Origin of the sequence: Pseudomonas sp. 44 R 15, from assembly GCF_900004965.1 — a bacterium.
Classification (GTDB): Bacteria; Pseudomonadota; Gammaproteobacteria; order Pseudomonadales; family Pseudomonadaceae; genus Aquipseudomonas; species Aquipseudomonas orientalis_A.
Map to the genome: position 1 here is coordinate 15,384 of NZ_CVTU01000121.1, position 16,244 is coordinate 31,627.

A 16,244-nucleotide genomic window follows, 5' to 3' on the forward strand; every position below is an offset into this window, starting at 1 on the left:
GATCAGTCCTTGAGCAGGTCAAAAGGGGACAGGGTGTCAATGGCAGAGGCATGCGCACTGGTCAGCGCCTCGCCGACGGCCTTCCATTGAGCGAACGTCGAGTCGGTTTTAAGTTGGCTGGCGGCAATCAGCTGCGTGGCGGACAGTCCGGTGGCGCTGCTGGCGTGGCGGCAGCGCAGCAGCCAGTCCAGGCGATCCATTGAGGTAATGCGGGGCGGGCTCAGCTGGCCGCTGAAAACGCCTATTTCGCTGGCACTCCAGCCACAGAGTCGGGCCAGATGCTCGTTGGTTTCGTCACTGGTGTTTTGTGCCGCGCTACTGGGCGGTGTATTGGCCAGCCTGAAGTAATCGAGAATCTGTCCTTCGGTCAGGCCGAAGCGGTCGATGCAATGGTTGAACTGCTGCATGAGGTAGAGGGTGTGCGGCGTCAGTTCCAGTAACGAGGACGGTTGATGATCGCTGTCCAGCCAGTGCGGGTTTACCAGAAATTGATCAAGCGCCTGGCGGCTGATCGGCCATTGCAGAACATCGACGGCGTGAGGGAGCAGCAAGATCAGATAGCCGAGGGTTTGCAGCGGTGGGGCACCGGGCGCGTACAAACGCAGGAAATGCCCATGATGGTCATATTTCTGATGCCCGTTGGCGTTGCCTGGCAGTTGGGGGACGGCGTGGATGATGTCTTTGAGGCGCCCGTACAGTGCCCAGAGCTCATCACGTAGCGTGCCCACCAGGGTAAGAAGCATGGATTTGGTTTGTTCGATGAGGAGGACTCTGCGTCTGGGGGCCGTGGTGATTACAACGCCAGCCAGCACTTGATCGAGCGCCACCTCGATGGTCGTGTTCGAGCGCATCCGTTGCAGTACCTGATGGATCAGGGATCGCCAGTCAACGGCGGGCAGGCGAGGTGTTTCGTCAGAGGGTTGTCGAGGCAGTTCAAGCAGGTTCAACTTTGTGGAGACGGACGCCTGATCATAGGCCGTGAACTCTTTCAACAGCAGGTTGATGGCGGGGTCCAGGACCTGCTGGTCAAGCAGTAGCTGATGCCTGAACAGTGACAGGCTGTTGCCGTTTTCCTTGAGCCAGCGGCTGGCCCACTCCAGGTGCATGAGCACATCGAGAAAGTCGGTAGCGCCTATGGCATTGCGACGCAGTGTCGGGTTGCGCAGTTGCGTGAGGACGTTGGCTTTGCCGAGCAACTGCGCCAGTTGCTGGCATTCCATGACCGACAAGCCGAACAGGCGGGCGATTCGCGCTTGTCGATACAGTGCGCTGACGGTCTCGATCGTACGCGTTGCAGGCCCATCGGCGATCAGCAGTTGCAGCGAATCCTGGGTGTCTTGCAGGCCCAGTCCGGCGCAGAGTTGTTGTGCAGTGGTGGCGTCGAACGCCTTGCCGTCGAGGTAAAGGGGCGGCAAGGCGGAACCTGCGCGGTTGAACACCTGATCGAACAATGACACGCGCTCACCCGAGGCGTGAACCGGCAACTGATGGAGCCAGGCGGCAAACTCTTCGGCTTGCAAGTTGTAGCGCTTGCTCAGATGGCAAAACACCCCCAGCGCCCGAAGGGTGTTATGGGTGATCAGCAGCGCGCGGTTGTCGGCGTTTTCGCAGCGCATGGCGCTGACCAGCAAGGTGTCCAATTGTGCGAACGGCAGGCCCAGCCAGCGCTGCAGCCTAATCATCCGTTGCAGCCTGTCGAAGCGCTCGAGGCTCACGTTGACCAGCCTGGCGGGGGCCTTGTTGTCCAGGCTGATCGCGGGTGTGGAGGCCGTCGCGCCATTGATGTAACAGGCACCGTAAGTGAGCCCGGTGTCCTGCTTGCAGTAAGGCGATTTGCGCGGTGTTTGTGTCTGTAGCGCCAACAGCGCTTGAAGTTGTTCGGCGTCCAGTTGCGTAGGGTGCAGAAAGTCAGTGACGTTTTCCGGGCCCTGTGCGGCCGTCCAGTTGAAGTACCTCAGATAGAACGTCGGCGCATCCTGCGCCGAGGCCAAGTCACTTTTGAGCATCGCCTGTTGTTCAGGGCTCAGCCCCGATAACAGACATTGAACCTCGTGATTGTGGGTAACGACTTGCCCGTAAGTACTGGTTTCTGCGGCCAGGGGCAACTGGCGACTGATGCGATAGTTCAACTCACCCAACATGGGCCTGTCGCCCGACAAGCCCAGCCGGCATTGCTGGTGGTGAAAATGATACGGCAGTGAAAAGGGGTACCAGGTTTTGCTCAGTCGTGTGTAGGTGTCGTTGTCGTTGGCACCGGCGATATTGCGCAGCAAGGTGTGATTGATGATCGACAGCATGGGCACCTGGCCCGCGACGCTGTGTGGGTCGATCATCAGATCCTGCAGGTCTGCGCGGCGCTCGGCCAGCTTGACCGCGTCCGCCCCCTTGGCATTCTGTTCCAGTTGCAGGGCGAACAGATAAAGCGCGCGCAGGTAGGCGGCCGGCGAATCGATGGCTGCAATGGACGAACTGGCGCAGAACTGTTCGCGGTTTTCCTTGAACAACGCCTGGTAGGTGGCACCGTCTTGAGCGGCGACATCGCGTTTATCGCGCCGGGAAGGGCGGTCCGACGAGACTTGCTGTTCGCGAAACACGCTTTCCAGTTGCGCAGCAGCGCTGCGAGCCTTGAGGTACACCGCGTGGGCATCGTCGTCGTTGCAGGTGGCCAGTTGCTCTGCAAAGGCCTTTTCGCCGAGTCGCACAATGTCGAATACCGAGTGGATGGCGAGGCGCTGCAGCGCGCTGTTGAAATCGTCCCGACCGGGGGCGGGAGGGCGTGAGTGATCAATCAATTGAGCGAGCAAGGAGCTGCTGTCGGCTTGCATATTCGTACGTTCCTTCACGCCCGCCGATGGGTCCGGCGGGCAATGAAAAACGCTATCACGCAGATTGACGGGGCCAGGTATAGGTATTTACAGGCATCGCCGGCACCCATACGCCGATACCACCTTTATCCACCGCATCAAGCCCAGGCTTTGCCGACCTTTGTGCCATTGAGGTCATGTGATCATGTCTGCTTCGCTTCATCGAAATACGCCCTCGCTCGCGGCATTCGACCCCCGTGGGTTGACCGTGCGCAACGTCGCTTACCTGCGCGCAACCCCCCAGGCGGCGCCAACGGCCCGTGTCATGCGCCAGGTGTTTGGGGCCAGCGGCCTGCTGCTGCAGCAGTGGGACGCGCGCCTGCATGCGCTTAAATTGAGCGAGCCCGCCACCGAGGCCAACCAGGTGTCGGTGTACAGCCTGTCCGGTGCGCTGGTGCGCCGCAACGATGTGGACGCCGGTATGCGGCTGTTGCTGGCAGCGCCATCCGGGCAACTGTTGCATGCCTGGGATGGGCGGGGGGCCTACCAGCGCCACGACTACGACGCCTTGCAGCGTCCGGTGGCAGTGTTCGAACAAGCGGCCAACGAAGCGCGGCCCCGCTGTGTCGAAAGCCTGGCGTATGCCCCGCCAACCCCCGAGCACCGCGCGCTCAACCGCAGCGGCCAACTGGTACGGCATGCCGACCCGGCGGGCACGCAGGTGTACGACGCGTACGGGATTACCGGGCAAGTGCTGCGGCAAACGCGGCGGTTTCGCGACGCGCCCGGTGAGGTCGACTGGCCGCTTGCCCAGACCGAGCAGAACCAGCAGCTGGAAAGCGCGGGTTACACCACGCGCTGGACGTTTGATGCCCTTGGCAGCACCTTGGAACAGGTCGATGCCAAGGGAAACGGTCGGCACTTTGCCTATGGTCTGGACGGACAGGCCACACTTATTCACCTCACTTTGAAAAGTGGCGTGCGCAAGACCGTCATCGAACGCTACGACTACAATGCCGCAGGCGAAGTGGAGACGGCCCTGTTGGGCAATGGCGTGAGCAGCCTGGCCACCTATCGGCCGGAGGACGGCCGTATGCGCCGGTTGATGGCGTACCGCAAAAACGCACCGGCGGCCGCCTTGCAGGACCTGAGCTACGCCTATGATCCCGTGGGCAATGTTTCAAACCTGCTCGATCAGGCGCAACCGACCCAATGGAGCCACAACACGCAAGTGCAGGCTGCCTGCCGCTATGAATACGACTCGCTGTACCAACTGACCCAGGCGACGGGCCGGGAAAGTGCCGGCGCCGCCATTGGCCCGGCGCTGCCCGCGCGTATTTCGTTCGGTTCGACCGATGCCGCTTTATGGCGCAACTACACCCAGCACTATGCCTATGACGAGGGGGGCAACCTGACCCGGCTGCGCCATGTGCCGTCCAGTGGTGTCGGCTACACCCGCGTCATGCAGGTGGCGACGGGCAGTAACCGTGCGTTGTCGAGCGAGCTTGCGCCAACCGAAGGGGCGCAAGGCTTTGACGCCAATGGCAATCAGAAACAGCTGGGGCGCGGCCAGCCCATGGTGTGGAACGTGCGTAATCAGCTGGCCAGGGTCACCTCCATTGAGCGTGAGGGGGAGGATGCCGACGAAGAGACCTATGTGTATGCCGGTGACGGTCAGCGTGCGCTCAAACTCACTCATCAGCAGGTCGCCGGTAGCCGGCAAACGGCGCGGGTGTATTACCTGCCAGGCCTGGAACTGCGCCACCGGCCGATGCGTCGGCTGAATATCGTGCGCCTTGAGGTGGCGCGTTGCACGGTTGAGGTCCTGCAATGGGAGCTGGGACCCGATGACGGCGCTGCGCAGGAGACCCTGCGTTATTGCCTGAAGGATCAGCAATCGAGTCATGGACTGGAGCTGGGCGAAGAGGCCGAGTTATTGAGCCAGGAGAGCTATTTTCCGTACGGGGGCACCGCGTGGTGGGCGTCGCGCAACGCGGTGCAGGGTCGCGACAAAACCCGCCGATATTCTGGCAAGGAGCGTGACGTCAGCGGTTTGTATTACTACGGCTTTCGCTATTACGCCCCGTGGTTGCAGCGCTGGATAAGCCCGGACCCCGCAGGCGGCGGGGCGCAGTTGAATGCTTATCTGATGGCGTCCAACAACCCGCTCACGTTCGTCGACTCAATGGGGTTGCAGCCTGCCGCCGTGGAAAATACTCAAATACAGGGTGGCGTCGTCATCCTGCTGCTGCTGGTCTTGCTGGGCCTGGGAGCGGGGGCACTGCTGGGCAATGCGCGGCTGGGGGCGGCCGTGGGCGCTCTGGTGGGAGGCGTATTGTTTGGTGCCAGCCGCCTCAGTGCCTATCGATATATGCAACCCCAGGCGGTGGCCAGGGCCGCGGAAGGAATCGAAGCACAGTTCGCCAGGAATATCTCGGAATTGGCGATCAATTTGGCGCAGCAGGCGCAACTGAGCCACGAAGAAACGGAGCGGCTGGTGAATTTCGCCTATGGGCGCCGTCCTGCTGAAGGCGGCATGTCGCTTTATGTTTATACAACTCAGGGGTCCAGCTACGGCTATGCGGGGCCGGTGGACCAACCGGGGGAAGTCGAAAGCGTGCTCGCGGGGCAGCGTAACCCGATACCAGAGCTCAGACGCATGGGCTACGGCGCGATTTTGCTGCGAAGTCCGAGCCGTGATCCGGCGGGCGCGAGCGGCCAGCAGGCAGGGGCGAGCGTGTTCGAGGTGGGGGAGACAACACCGGTTGTCGGCACAAGCCGCGCACGCCGTGCTCGGCAAGCCCAGGCGCAGATGCCGTTGGTGGCGTCGGCGGCGGCGAGAGCGGCTGCCCCGCAGGTGGAGTTAGATACCACAGCGCTTGCAGACACCCAACTCTCGGGCCGGGAACGCCGCAGCATTGCCCTTACCCTCAGCCACTTGCGTCAAGGGCGTTTCGGCGCGGTTCATTGGCATGTTCATCGCGACCAACTGTGGTCCGCTGATTTGCACGGCTACGCTGCTGCGCGTGGACGCGGTGCCTATCGCTTGATGTTCAGCCATCTCGGCGGCCAGCGGTACCGAGTGGAGGGCGTACGCAACCCGCACCGCTGAGACCTGTCAGCGGCTGCGTGTCGATGCGGTGGCGGCGTGGTTTTGCTAGAATGCCCGCCGCGTCGCCTGGTCGGCGTCATTTTGCATCCGGTTCACCCCTTACGAGGGTAGCCACCTGGAGAGATTAACCATGACTCAACCTATCGTCGTGGCGGCACTGTACAAGTTCGTCACCCTTGAAGATTACGTCGCCCTGCGCGAGCCACTGTTGCAGGCGATGGTCGACAACGGCATCAAAGGCACCCTGCTGATCGCCGAAGAAGGCATCAATGGCACCGTTTCCGGCAGCCGCGAAGGCATCGACGGCCTGATGGCGTGGCTCAAGCAAGACCCGCGCATGGTCGACATTGACCACAAGGAGTCCTACTGCGACGACCAGCCGTTCTATCGCACCAAGGTCAAGCTCAAGAAAGAGATCGTGACCCTGGGCGTGGAAGGCGTGGACCCGAACAAAAAGGTCGGCACCTACGTCGACCCCAAGGATTGGAACGCGCTGATCAGTGACCCCGAAGTGCTGCTGATCGACACCCGCAACGACTACGAAGTGTCGATCGGCACCTTTGAAGGTGCGATCGACCCGAAGACCACCAGTTTTCGCGAATTCCCCGACTACATCAAAGCCAACTTCGACCCGGCCAAACACAAGAAGGTCGCCATGTTCTGCACCGGCGGCATTCGTTGCGAGAAAGCCTCGAGCTATATGCTCAGCGAAGGCTTCGGCGAGGTCTATCATCTCAAGGGCGGTATCCTTAAATACCTCGAAGAGGTGCCGCAGGAGGAGACCAAGTGGCAGGGCGACTGCTTCGTGTTCGACAATCGCGTCACCGTGCGCCACGATTTGAGCGAAGGCGACTACGATCAATGCCATGCCTGCCGCACACCGGTCAGCGTAGAAGACCGCGCGTCCGAGCACTACGTGGCCGGCATCAGTTGTCCGCATTGCTGGGATAAGCTGCCGGAGAAAACCCGTCGCAGCGCCATCGACCGGCAGAAGCAGATCGAACTGGCGAAGGCCCGTAACATGCCGCACCCGATTGGTTTCAACTACAAGCAAACCCCTTCCGAGGCTTGAACCATGTCCGCGCGCCTGCTCTATGTAATGGACCCGATGTGTTCCTGGTGCTGGGGCTTTGCCCCGGTAGCGCAGGCGCTGGTTGAGCAGGCCCGGGCGGCCGGCGTGGAGTTGCACCTGGTGGTGGGCGGATTGCGCACCGGCAGTGGCGCGGCGCTGGAACCGACTACGCGGCGCTATATCCTGGAGCACTGGCAGGCGGTGACCGACGCCACCGGCCAGCCGTTCAAGCGCGAGGGTGCGTTACCCGAGGGGTTTGTCTATGACACCGAGCCTGCGTGCCGCGCCCTTGTCACTGCGCGCAGCCTGGCGCCGGATTGCGCCTGGACGCTGCTGGGGCTGATCCAGCATGCATTTTATGTAGAAGGCCGCGACGTCACCTCCGCCCACGTGCTGGTGGAACTGGCCGAACAGGCCGGTATTCCGCGTATCGAGTTTGCCGGCGAGTTCGACCGTGCCGAGCAGCACGCGGCCACGGCAGCGGATTTCACCTGGGTGCAGGATTTGGGCATTGCCGGTTTCCCAACCTTGCTGGCCGAGCGCAACGGCCAATTGGCGCTGCTCACCAATGGCTACCAGCCGCTGGACGAGCTGTCACCGTTGCTCGCCCGATGGCTGGAGCGCGCTACCTGTGCGGGATGAGTCAACCATCAGCGACCGCCTGACCTGGGCGGAAATCCGCCGCCTGGCCCTGCGTCACCGCAAATCCCTGTGGATCGCCAACAGCGTCGCCGTGCTGGCGACCTTGTGCAGCGTACCTATCCCGTTGCTGTTGCCGCTGCTGGTCGACGAAGTGCTGCTGGGCCATGGCGACGCCGCACTCAAGGTGATGAACCACGCGTTGCCCCTGGGCTGGCAGAAAGCCGCCGGTTATATCGGCCTGATGCTCTTGATGACCCTGGCCCTGCGCTGCGGCGCACTGGTGTTCAACGTGGTGCAGGCGCGGCTGTTTGCGCGGCTGGCCAAGGACATTGTCTACCGCATCCGCGTGCGCCTGATCGAGCGGCTCAAGCGCATCTCCCTGGGCGAATATGAAAGCCTGGGCAGCGGCACGGTAACCACCCACCTGGTCACCGACCTGGACACCCTGGACAAATTCGTCGGCGAAACCCTCAGCCGCTTCCTGGTGGCGATGCTCACCCTGGTCGGCACGTCGGCGATTCTGGTGTGGATGCACTGGCAACTGGCGCTGCTGATCCTGCTGTTCAACCCGTTGGTGATCTACGCCACGGTGCAGTTGGGCAAGCGCGTCAAACACCTGAAAAAACTCGAAAACGACAGCACCTCGCGGTTCACCCAGGCGCTCACCGAAACCCTGGACGCCATCCAGGAAGTGCGCGCCGGCAACCGCCAGGGCTTTTTCCTCGGGCGTCTGGGCCAGCGGGCCCGGGAAGTGCGGGACTACGCCATTCACTCGCAATGGAAAACCGACGCGTCCAGCCGCGCCAGTGGTTTGCTGTTCCAGTTCGGTATCGACATCTTCCGTGCCGCCGCCATGTTGACCGTGCTGTTTTCCGACTTGTCCATCGGCCAGATGCTCGCGGTGTTCAGTTACCTGTGGTTCATGATCGGCCCGGTGGAGCAGTTGCTCAACCTGCAATACGCCTACTACGCGGCAGGCGGCGCGTTGACGCGCATCAACGAGCTGCTGGCCCGCGCCGACGAGCCGCAATACGCCGGAGGTGCGGACCCCTTCAGCGGGCGTGCGACCGTCGGTATCGAAGTGCGCGGCCTGGACTTCGGCTACGGTGACGACCTGGTGCTCGACCAATTGAACCTGGCCATCGCACCGGGGGAGAAAGTCGCGATTGTCGGCGCCAGCGGCGGCGGCAAAAGTACCCTGGTGCAACTGTTGCTGGGCCTCTATACACCGCAGGCCGGCAGCATTCGTTTTGGCGGCGCGAGCCAGCAGGAAATCGGCCTGGCGACCATCCGTGAAAACGTCGCGGTGGTGCTGCAGCACCCGGCGCTGTTCAACGATACCGTGCGCGCCAACCTGACGATGGGCCGCGAGCGCACGGACCAGGCCTGCTGGCAGGCACTGGAAATCGCCCAGCTGGATGCTACCGTCAAGGCATTGCCGTTGGGCCTGGACAGCGTAGTGGGGCGTTCCGGCGTGCGTTTTTCCGGTGGTCAACGGCAACGCCTGGCCATTGCGCGCATGGTCCTGGCCGAGCCCAAGGTGGTGATTCTGGATGAAGCCACCTCGGCGCTGGACGCGGCCACCGAATACAACCTGCACCAGGCGCTGGCGCGGTTTCTCAGTGGGCGTACTACACTGATTATCGCCCACCGGCTCTCGGCAGTGAAACAGGCTGACCGTGTATTGGTGTTCGATGGCGGGCATATCGCCGAGGATGGCGACCATCAGCAGTTGATTGCCGATGGCGGGTTGTACGCCAAATTGTATGGACACCTGCAACAAGTGCGTTGATTTAGCTTAGGCTGTGCTATCGGGAGCGGATTTTCGCGTGCGTATTGAGCTGTGCATGTGCAAGGGACTTCATGAAGCAAAAGCGGACTCTCGGAACGCCACGGCTGCTGGGCATTGTCTGGCCCTTTATTGCCGTTGTGCTGTTCCAGGCATTGTTAGGCTGCGTCAGTCTCTACGTGCTTTCGGCGGTGCGTGGCTATGTGGCAGGTGAAAGTCTGTGGTCCAAGGGCCAGAAAGACGCCATCTACTACCTGACCCTCTACGCCGATAATCGCGAAGCCGCCACCTACCTCAAGTATCAGCAAGCCATTGCGGTGCCCCAGGGCGGGCACGAATTGCGCATCGCCCTGGACAGCCCCACCCCTGATATTCCGGCTGCGCGCCTGGGAATCATCAAGGGCGGCAACCACCCGGACGACGTCTCCAGCCTGATCTGGCTGTACCTCAACTTTCGTCATTTCAGCTACCTGGAAAAGGCCATCGAACTCTGGACGGTGGGCGACGGCTACCTGTTGCAACTGGATGACCTTGCTCGCCAGATGCATGACGCCATTGCTGCAGGCCGGGTCGGTGCCGACGATGTGCGACTGTGGAAGGCGCGTATCACGGCGATCAACGAAGGTGTGACTCCGGCGGCCAAGGCGTTCAGCGATGCCTTGGGCGAAGGTTCGCGGATGATCCTGCGCCTGCTGTTGATCACTAACCTGGCCACGGCCCTGGGCCTGATCGTCCTGGCGCTGCTGCGCACGCACAAGTTGCTGGCCCAGCGCCACGCGTTTGCCGACGCCCTGCAGGCGGAGAAAGAGCGGGCGCAGATCACCCTGGAGTCGATTGGTGACGGGGTCATCACCACCGACGTGGACGGTGCGATTGCCTATATGAACCCCGCCGCCGAAGCGCTGACCCACTGGAATTCGGCCCAGGCCCAGGGCCTGCCGCTGGCGGCGTTGTTCAAATTGCTGGATGAGAACGCCGAGCCGGACGGCTTCACCCTGATCGAGCACATCATCAAAGGCGAACTCAGTGGCGGCAGTGACCATTCCAAGCTGATCCAGCGCCTGGACGGCAGCACCGTTTCGGTGACCCTGGTGGGCGCGCCGATTCGCAGCGCAGGCAAGGTCAGTGGCGCGGTGCTGGTGCTGCATGACATGACCCAGGAGCGCCAGTACATCGCTAATCTTTCCTGGCAGGCGACCCACGATGCCTTGACCGGCCTGGCCAACCGGCGTGAATTCGAATACCGCCTGGAGCAAGTGCTGCAGCAGGTGTCACGCCAGCCAAACGGCCGGCATGCCTTGATGTTCCTCGACCTGGACCAGTTCAAGCTGGTCAATGACACCTGCGGCCACGCTGCGGGCGACGAGTTGCTGCGGCACATTTGCGCGCTGCTGCAATCGGACTTGCGCGAAGGCGATACCCTGGCGCGCCTGGGCGGCGATGAATTTGGCATCCTCCTGGAAAACTGCCCGGCAGCGGTAGCCGAAAAGATCGCCGAGAGCCTGCGCCACACCGTGCAAAGCCTGCACTTTGTGTGGAAGGGCCGGCCGTTCATGACCACCGTCAGCATCGGCCTGGTGCATATCTCGCAAACGCCCACCACCCTGGAAACGTCGCTGCGCGCCGCCGATATGGCGTGCTACATGGCCAAGGAGAAGGGGCGTAATCGGGTGCAGGTGTATCACGCCGATGACTCGGAGCTGTCCATACGCTTTGGCGAGATGGCGTGGGTGCAACGCCTGCACATGGCCCTTGAGGAGGACCGCTTTTGCCTTTACTCCCAGGAGATTTCACCTCTGGGCCATACCGAAGCGGGCACCGGTCACATCGAAATACTCTTGCGCCTGCACGACGAAGCGGGCCGAACCATTCTGCCCGACAGTTTTATTCCGGCGGCCGAACGTTACGGCTTGATGACGTCGCTGGACCGCTGGGTGGTGGAGAACGTATTCAAGATCATCGCCCGTTGCATGCATGAGCATCCGGGCCGACCCATGGCCATGTGTGCGATTAATCTGTCAGGCATAACCATTGGCGATGATGATTTTCTCGGGTTTTTGCGTGAGAAATTCGACACTTACAGCATTCCTCCGGAAATGATTTGTTTTGAAATAACTGAGACCAGCGCTATCGCCAATTTAGGCAGCGCAATTCGTTTTATTAATGAACTCAAGGCGTTAGGTTGCCACTTTTCCCTTGATGATTTTTGCGCCGGAATGTCCTCATTCGCCTATCTCAAACATTTACCTGTAGACTTCTTGAAGATCGATGGAAGTTTCGTAAAGGATATGCTGGACGACCCGATTAACCGCGCCATGGTCGAAGTGATCAATCACATCGGCCATGTCATGGGTAAACGCACAATTGCCGAGTTTGTTGAAACGTCGCAGATAGAACAGGCGTTACTTGAGATAGGTGTGGACTACGCTCAAGGCTATCTGATCGAACGCCCGCAATTGTTTACCTGTGACCGCCTGCAATGCCGACCCGTGCGGCCGCAGCCCCTGTTATTCAAGGCGCCCGGCACCTTCCGCTGAAACTTGCCGGTCTGTACATCACACTTAAAAAGGAGCCCTACAGTGATCGACACATTCAACAGAACCGGCCCGCTTATGGAAGCCTCAAGTTACCCCGCCTGGGCCCAGCAATTGATCCAGGACTGTAGCGAGAGCAAGCGTCGGGTTGTCGAACACGAACTGTACCACCGCATGCGTGATAACACGCTCAGCGCCAGGACCATGCGCCACTACCTGATCGGCGGTTGGCCTGTGGTGGAGCAGTTTGCCTTGTACATGGCACAGAACCTCACCAAGACCAAATTCGCCCGTCATCCTGGCGAGGACATGGCGCGACGCTGGCTGATGCGCAATATTCGCGTGGAATTGAACCATGCTGATTATTGGGTGAATTGGGCGCGTGCCCATGGCGTCAGTCTTGAAGACCTGCAGGCCCAGGACGTGCCACCGGAGTTGCACGCACTGAGCCATTGGTGCTGGCATACCAGCTCGGCTGACTCGTTGATCGTCGCGATTGCCGCCACCAACTACGCCATCGAGGGCGCGACGGGGGAGTGGTCCGCCGTGGTCTGTTCCACCGGCGTGTATGCCGCTGCCTTCCCCGAGGAAGAGCGCAAGCGTGCGATGAAGTGGCTGAAGATGCACGCCCAGTATGATGACGCGCACCCTTGGGAAGCCCTGGAAATCATCTGCACCCTCGCCGGAACGAACCCGAGCAAAGCCCTGCAGGTGGAGTTGCGACAGGCCGTGTGCAAGAGCTACGACTACATGTATCTGTTCCTGGAAAGTTGCATGCACCTGGAACAAGAGAAGGAAAAGGCGCCGGCGCTCGTGCGTGAGCGCCATGCCCGAGTCGCCAGCGAGGCGTGATGCACAGGCAATGGCGGGGGTTACCCCGCCATTGCCAGGCGATTACGGCCTGCGCGCTTGGCCACGTACAAGGCATTGTCGGCTCGGCGCAGCAGGCTTTCAGCCGACTCAGCCGCCAGTAACGTCGAGCAGCCGAGGCTTACCGTCAATTCGATTCGCGTCCCTTCTACCCAGTAGTCCTGGGCTTGCGCCGCCTGGCGCAGGCGTTCGCCGACCATCCGCGCCGCATCACGGCCGGTGTTGGACAGCAGGATCAGAAACTCTTCCCCGCCAAACCGAAACACCATGTCCACGTTGCGCAGCTGGCCCTTGATCGCCGCAGCCACGGCGCGCAATACGCTGTCGCCGGCGGTATGGCCATGGGTGTCATTGATGCGCTTGAAGTGGTCGATGTCCAGCATCAACAGAGACAGCGGGTGCATGTGCCGCCGCGCCATGTCGATTTCCCGTTGCAGCGTCTGGTCCATGGCGATGCGGTTGCCGGTTTCGGTCAACGGATCGCGCAAGGCGCTGCGGGTGGCGGCGCGGTAGAGCAGGGCATTGCGCATCGGATACAGCAGGGCCGCCAACAGGGATTCGAGTTGGCCCAGTTCCTCTTCCATAAAGCGCTGATTGCGGCGGAACACCAACTCGCCCAGATGCTCGCCATCATGGCTCAAGGTGTAGCTCATCGAATGATGGCCGCGTTGGCCGAACTCCAGGCGCAGGTCAGTGGTGACGTGGCGGTATTGCAAGGCATCCAGCGGCACCAGGCGCTGGATTTCGCGAAAGAACAGGCCAAGGATGCGTTCCGGCTCGAGGCTGGTTTGCAATTGCTGGTTAAGTTGCTGGCGGAGCTGGCCAAGGGTGGCGGGGCGAGCTGAACGCAGGGATGGCTGACCAAATCCCAGGCGTTGCAATTTGGCACTGTCAAAGTCAATTGCGTTGGTCTGGGTGGGTGTTTTCATAGGTGCGCGGCCTCTAAGCACATGACTGTCTTACAGGCGGATGAGAGTGGCAAGTGCCAGGCGTCTTACTGGTCCTTCAGTTCCGTAAAACATTGGGGATCAGTCTAAACCGCTTTACGCCGGGTTATAAGCCCGGGGCACTGCCACACGTCTTGTCATCGTTTGACCTGCTTGAAAGGTGTTAGAGCCAGATTCGTGCCAAATCGTTTTATTTAATAAATAGCTATATGAATCAATTGACTGCCCTGGCTCGAAAAACAGTCGGCAGCGCGTGGCGTCATTTATCTGGCTGGGCAGTCGAAGAATTATCGGGCTACCAGCGTGGAACTGTCGATTTGTTCGATCGACGTGACACCGGTCAGCGTCATCGCCACGCGCATTTCCCTGGCGAAGATATCCAGCAGGTTTTCCACACCGTTCTGCCCGTCGGCAGCCAACGCGTACACGCTGGCGCGCCCGAGCAGGCAGGCCTTGGCCCCCAGGGCGAGCATGCGTACCACGTCTAGCCCGGAACGAATGCCGGAATCCACCAGCACGGTGAGGTCATCGCCGACGGCCTCGGCAATCGGTGGCAACGCCTTGGCGGTAGACAACACGCCATCCAGCTGGCGGCCGCCATGGTTGGAGACCACGATGCCGTCGGCTCCGAAGCTCACGGCATCCTTGGCATCCTGTGGGTCGAGGATGCCCTTGATGATCATCGGCCCCTTCCAGAAGTCGCGAATCCACTCCAAATCTTTCCAACTGATCGAGGGATCGAAGTTGTTGGCCAGCCAGCCTATGTAGTCCTCCAGGTGCGTGGGTTTGCCCAGGTACCGGGAAATATTGCCCAGGTCATGGGGACGGCCCATCAACCCCACATCGAACGCCCATTGCGGCTTGGTCATGGCTTGCAGCATTCGCCGCTGCGCGGCATAGGGGCCGGACATGCCGGAGTGGGCATCGCGATAACGCGCGCCCGGGGTCGGCATATCGACGGTAAACACCAGTGTCGTCACCCCCGTGGCCTGCGCGCGCTCCAGCGCATTGCGCATGAAGCCGCGATCCTTGAGCACGTACAACTGGAACCATATCGACTGCGGGCTTTGCGATGCCACCTCTTCAATCGAGCACACCGACACCGTCGACAAACAGAAGGGCACGCCCTTGTTCGCCGCCGCCTTGGCCGCTTGTACTTCACCGCGCCGGGCATACATGCCCGTCAAACCGACCGGGCTGAGGATGACCGGCATGGCCTGCTCCTGGCCGAACAACGAGGTTTTCAGGCTCAGGTTGTCGACATTGCGCAAGATGCGCTGGCGCAGGCTTATCTCGGCCAGGTCCGAACTGTTGGCCCGCAGCGTGTGCTCGGCGTAGGCGCCGCCATCGATATAGTCGAATAGAAAGCGCGGCAACTTGCGCTTGGCGGCAGCGCGGTAATCGGATGCGGACGAAATGATCATGTAGAGGGGCTCCACTCGGCGAAGCGCTCCACCATAAGCAAAATTCTGGCATGATAAAAACAACTTTTATCGCTGTAATCGAGTCGCAAAGGGAATACTGATGAATCTGCGAACCCTGCGAGCGTTTGTCGAAGTGGTGCGCCAGGGCGGGTTTTCCCAGGCGGCTGACGTGGTATCCCTGACCCAGTCCACGGTCAGCAAAGCGGTCAAGACGCTGGAGGAGGAACTGGGCACCCCGTTGCTTAATCGTCTCGGCCACCGGAACGAACTCACCGCCGCTGGCGAAATTGCCTACCGTCGGGCCTTGGTGATGCTGGCTGAACGCAACGACCTGATAGCCGAGATCAACGACCTGCGCGGCCTCAAGCGCGGCGTGCTGCGCATCGGCCTGCCGCCGGTGGGTTGCGGCGTACTGTTTGCTGCAATGTTTGCCACCTACCGCACGCGTTACCCCGACATCGACATCGAACTCACCGAGTACGGCAGCAAAAAACTGCGCGAATGCCTGGAGGCGGGGGAGGTCGACCTGGCGGCATTGCTGCTACCGGTGGATGAGTGTTTCGACTACCAGCCGGTGCGCAACGAACCGCTGATCGCCGTGCTGCCCATCCACCACCCGCTGGCGCGCCGCGAACGCATCGACTTCACCGACCTGGCGGACTCTGCGTTCATCCTGTTCGAAGCCGGTTTCGCCCTCAACGCGAAAATCCTCGCCGCCTGCGAACGCAAGGGCGTCGTGCCAAAGGTAACGGCCCGCAGTGGGCAGATCGACTTTATCGTCGACCTGGTCGCCGCCGGCCTGGGCGTGGCGTTCCTGCCGCGGATGCTGGCGCACAAACACCAGCACGCCGGCATTGCCCTGATCCCCCTGGACGAACCCCACACCGACTGGCACATCGCCCTGGCCTGGCGCGCCAGCGCCCACTTGCCACCGGCAGCCAGGGCGTGGCTGGAACTGGCCAGGGAGCAGGCGGCTTCGACCGGTCAGCCTTTGCAGTCGTGAAAAATGTTAGAGGAGGCTTGACTTCTTCTTTTTAATCAGTAACATAC

Annotated in this window: 10 protein-coding genes; 7 read left to right on the forward strand and 3 right to left on the reverse strand. The window is 61.2% G+C overall.

Annotated elements, in window-relative coordinates; genetic code table 11:
* Positions 1-2 precede the first annotated feature (2 nt).
* A complete protein-coding gene (locus BFP93_RS26050; RefSeq protein WP_065895477.1) occupies positions 3-2,825 on the reverse strand; it encodes a Tc toxin subunit A in 2,823 nt (940 codons plus the stop codon).
* 184 nt (positions 2,826-3,009) lie between these two features.
* Here BFP93_RS26050 and BFP93_RS26055 point away from each other — a divergent pair, with 184 nt between their 5' ends.
* From BFP93_RS26055 to BFP93_RS26080, 6 genes are all read left to right on the forward strand, one after another.
* On the forward strand, positions 3,010-5,916 hold the full coding sequence (locus tag BFP93_RS26055; RefSeq protein ID WP_065895511.1) for an RHS repeat-associated core domain-containing protein: 2,907 nt from the start codon (positions 3,010-3,012) through the stop codon (positions 5,914-5,916).
* Between the two features lie 130 nt (positions 5,917-6,046).
* A complete protein-coding gene (locus BFP93_RS26060; RefSeq protein ID WP_065895478.1) occupies positions 6,047-6,988 on the forward strand; it encodes an oxygen-dependent tRNA uridine(34) hydroxylase TrhO in 942 nt (313 codons plus the stop codon).
* A gap of 3 nt (positions 6,989-6,991) precedes the next feature.
* Positions 6,992-7,630, forward strand: coding sequence for a DsbA family protein (locus tag BFP93_RS26065; RefSeq protein ID WP_065895479.1), 639 nt, complete (start codon positions 6,992-6,994; stop codon positions 7,628-7,630).
* A gap of 7 nt (positions 7,631-7,637) precedes the next feature.
* Complete coding sequence (locus BFP93_RS26070) at positions 7,638-9,422, forward strand: ABC transporter ATP-binding protein (RefSeq protein WP_163001570.1); 1,785 nt, start codon at positions 7,638-7,640, stop codon at positions 9,420-9,422.
* A gap of 71 nt (positions 9,423-9,493) precedes the next feature.
* Positions 9,494-11,956 carry an EAL domain-containing protein gene (locus BFP93_RS26075; RefSeq protein ID WP_065895480.1) on the forward strand — a complete coding sequence of 821 codons (2,463 nt, stop codon included), beginning with the start codon at positions 9,494-9,496 and terminating at the stop codon, positions 11,954-11,956.
* 75 nt (positions 11,957-12,031) lie between these two features.
* The gene (locus BFP93_RS26080; protein WP_262411909.1) at positions 12,032-12,805 is read left to right on the forward strand and encodes a TenA family transcriptional regulator; all 774 of its coding nucleotides are present in this window, start codon (positions 12,032-12,034) and stop codon (positions 12,803-12,805) included.
* A 20-nt stretch (positions 12,806-12,825) separates the two neighbouring features.
* Here the strand turns inward: BFP93_RS26080 and BFP93_RS26085 are convergent, their stop codons facing one another.
* Positions 12,826-13,752, reverse strand: coding sequence for a GGDEF domain-containing protein (locus tag BFP93_RS26085; RefSeq protein ID WP_065895481.1), 927 nt, complete (start codon positions 13,750-13,752; stop codon positions 12,826-12,828).
* 305 nt (positions 13,753-14,057) lie between these two features.
* A complete protein-coding gene (gene lldD / locus BFP93_RS26090; protein WP_065895482.1) occupies positions 14,058-15,194 on the reverse strand; it encodes an FMN-dependent L-lactate dehydrogenase LldD in 1,137 nt (378 codons plus the stop codon).
* Positions 15,195-15,294: 100 nt separating this feature from the next.
* Between lldD and BFP93_RS26095 the strand changes: the two genes are divergently transcribed.
* Entirely contained in the window at positions 15,295-16,197 is a 903-nt protein-coding gene (locus BFP93_RS26095; RefSeq protein ID WP_065895483.1) for a LysR family transcriptional regulator, read from the forward strand.
* Positions 16,198-16,244 lie beyond the last annotated feature (47 nt).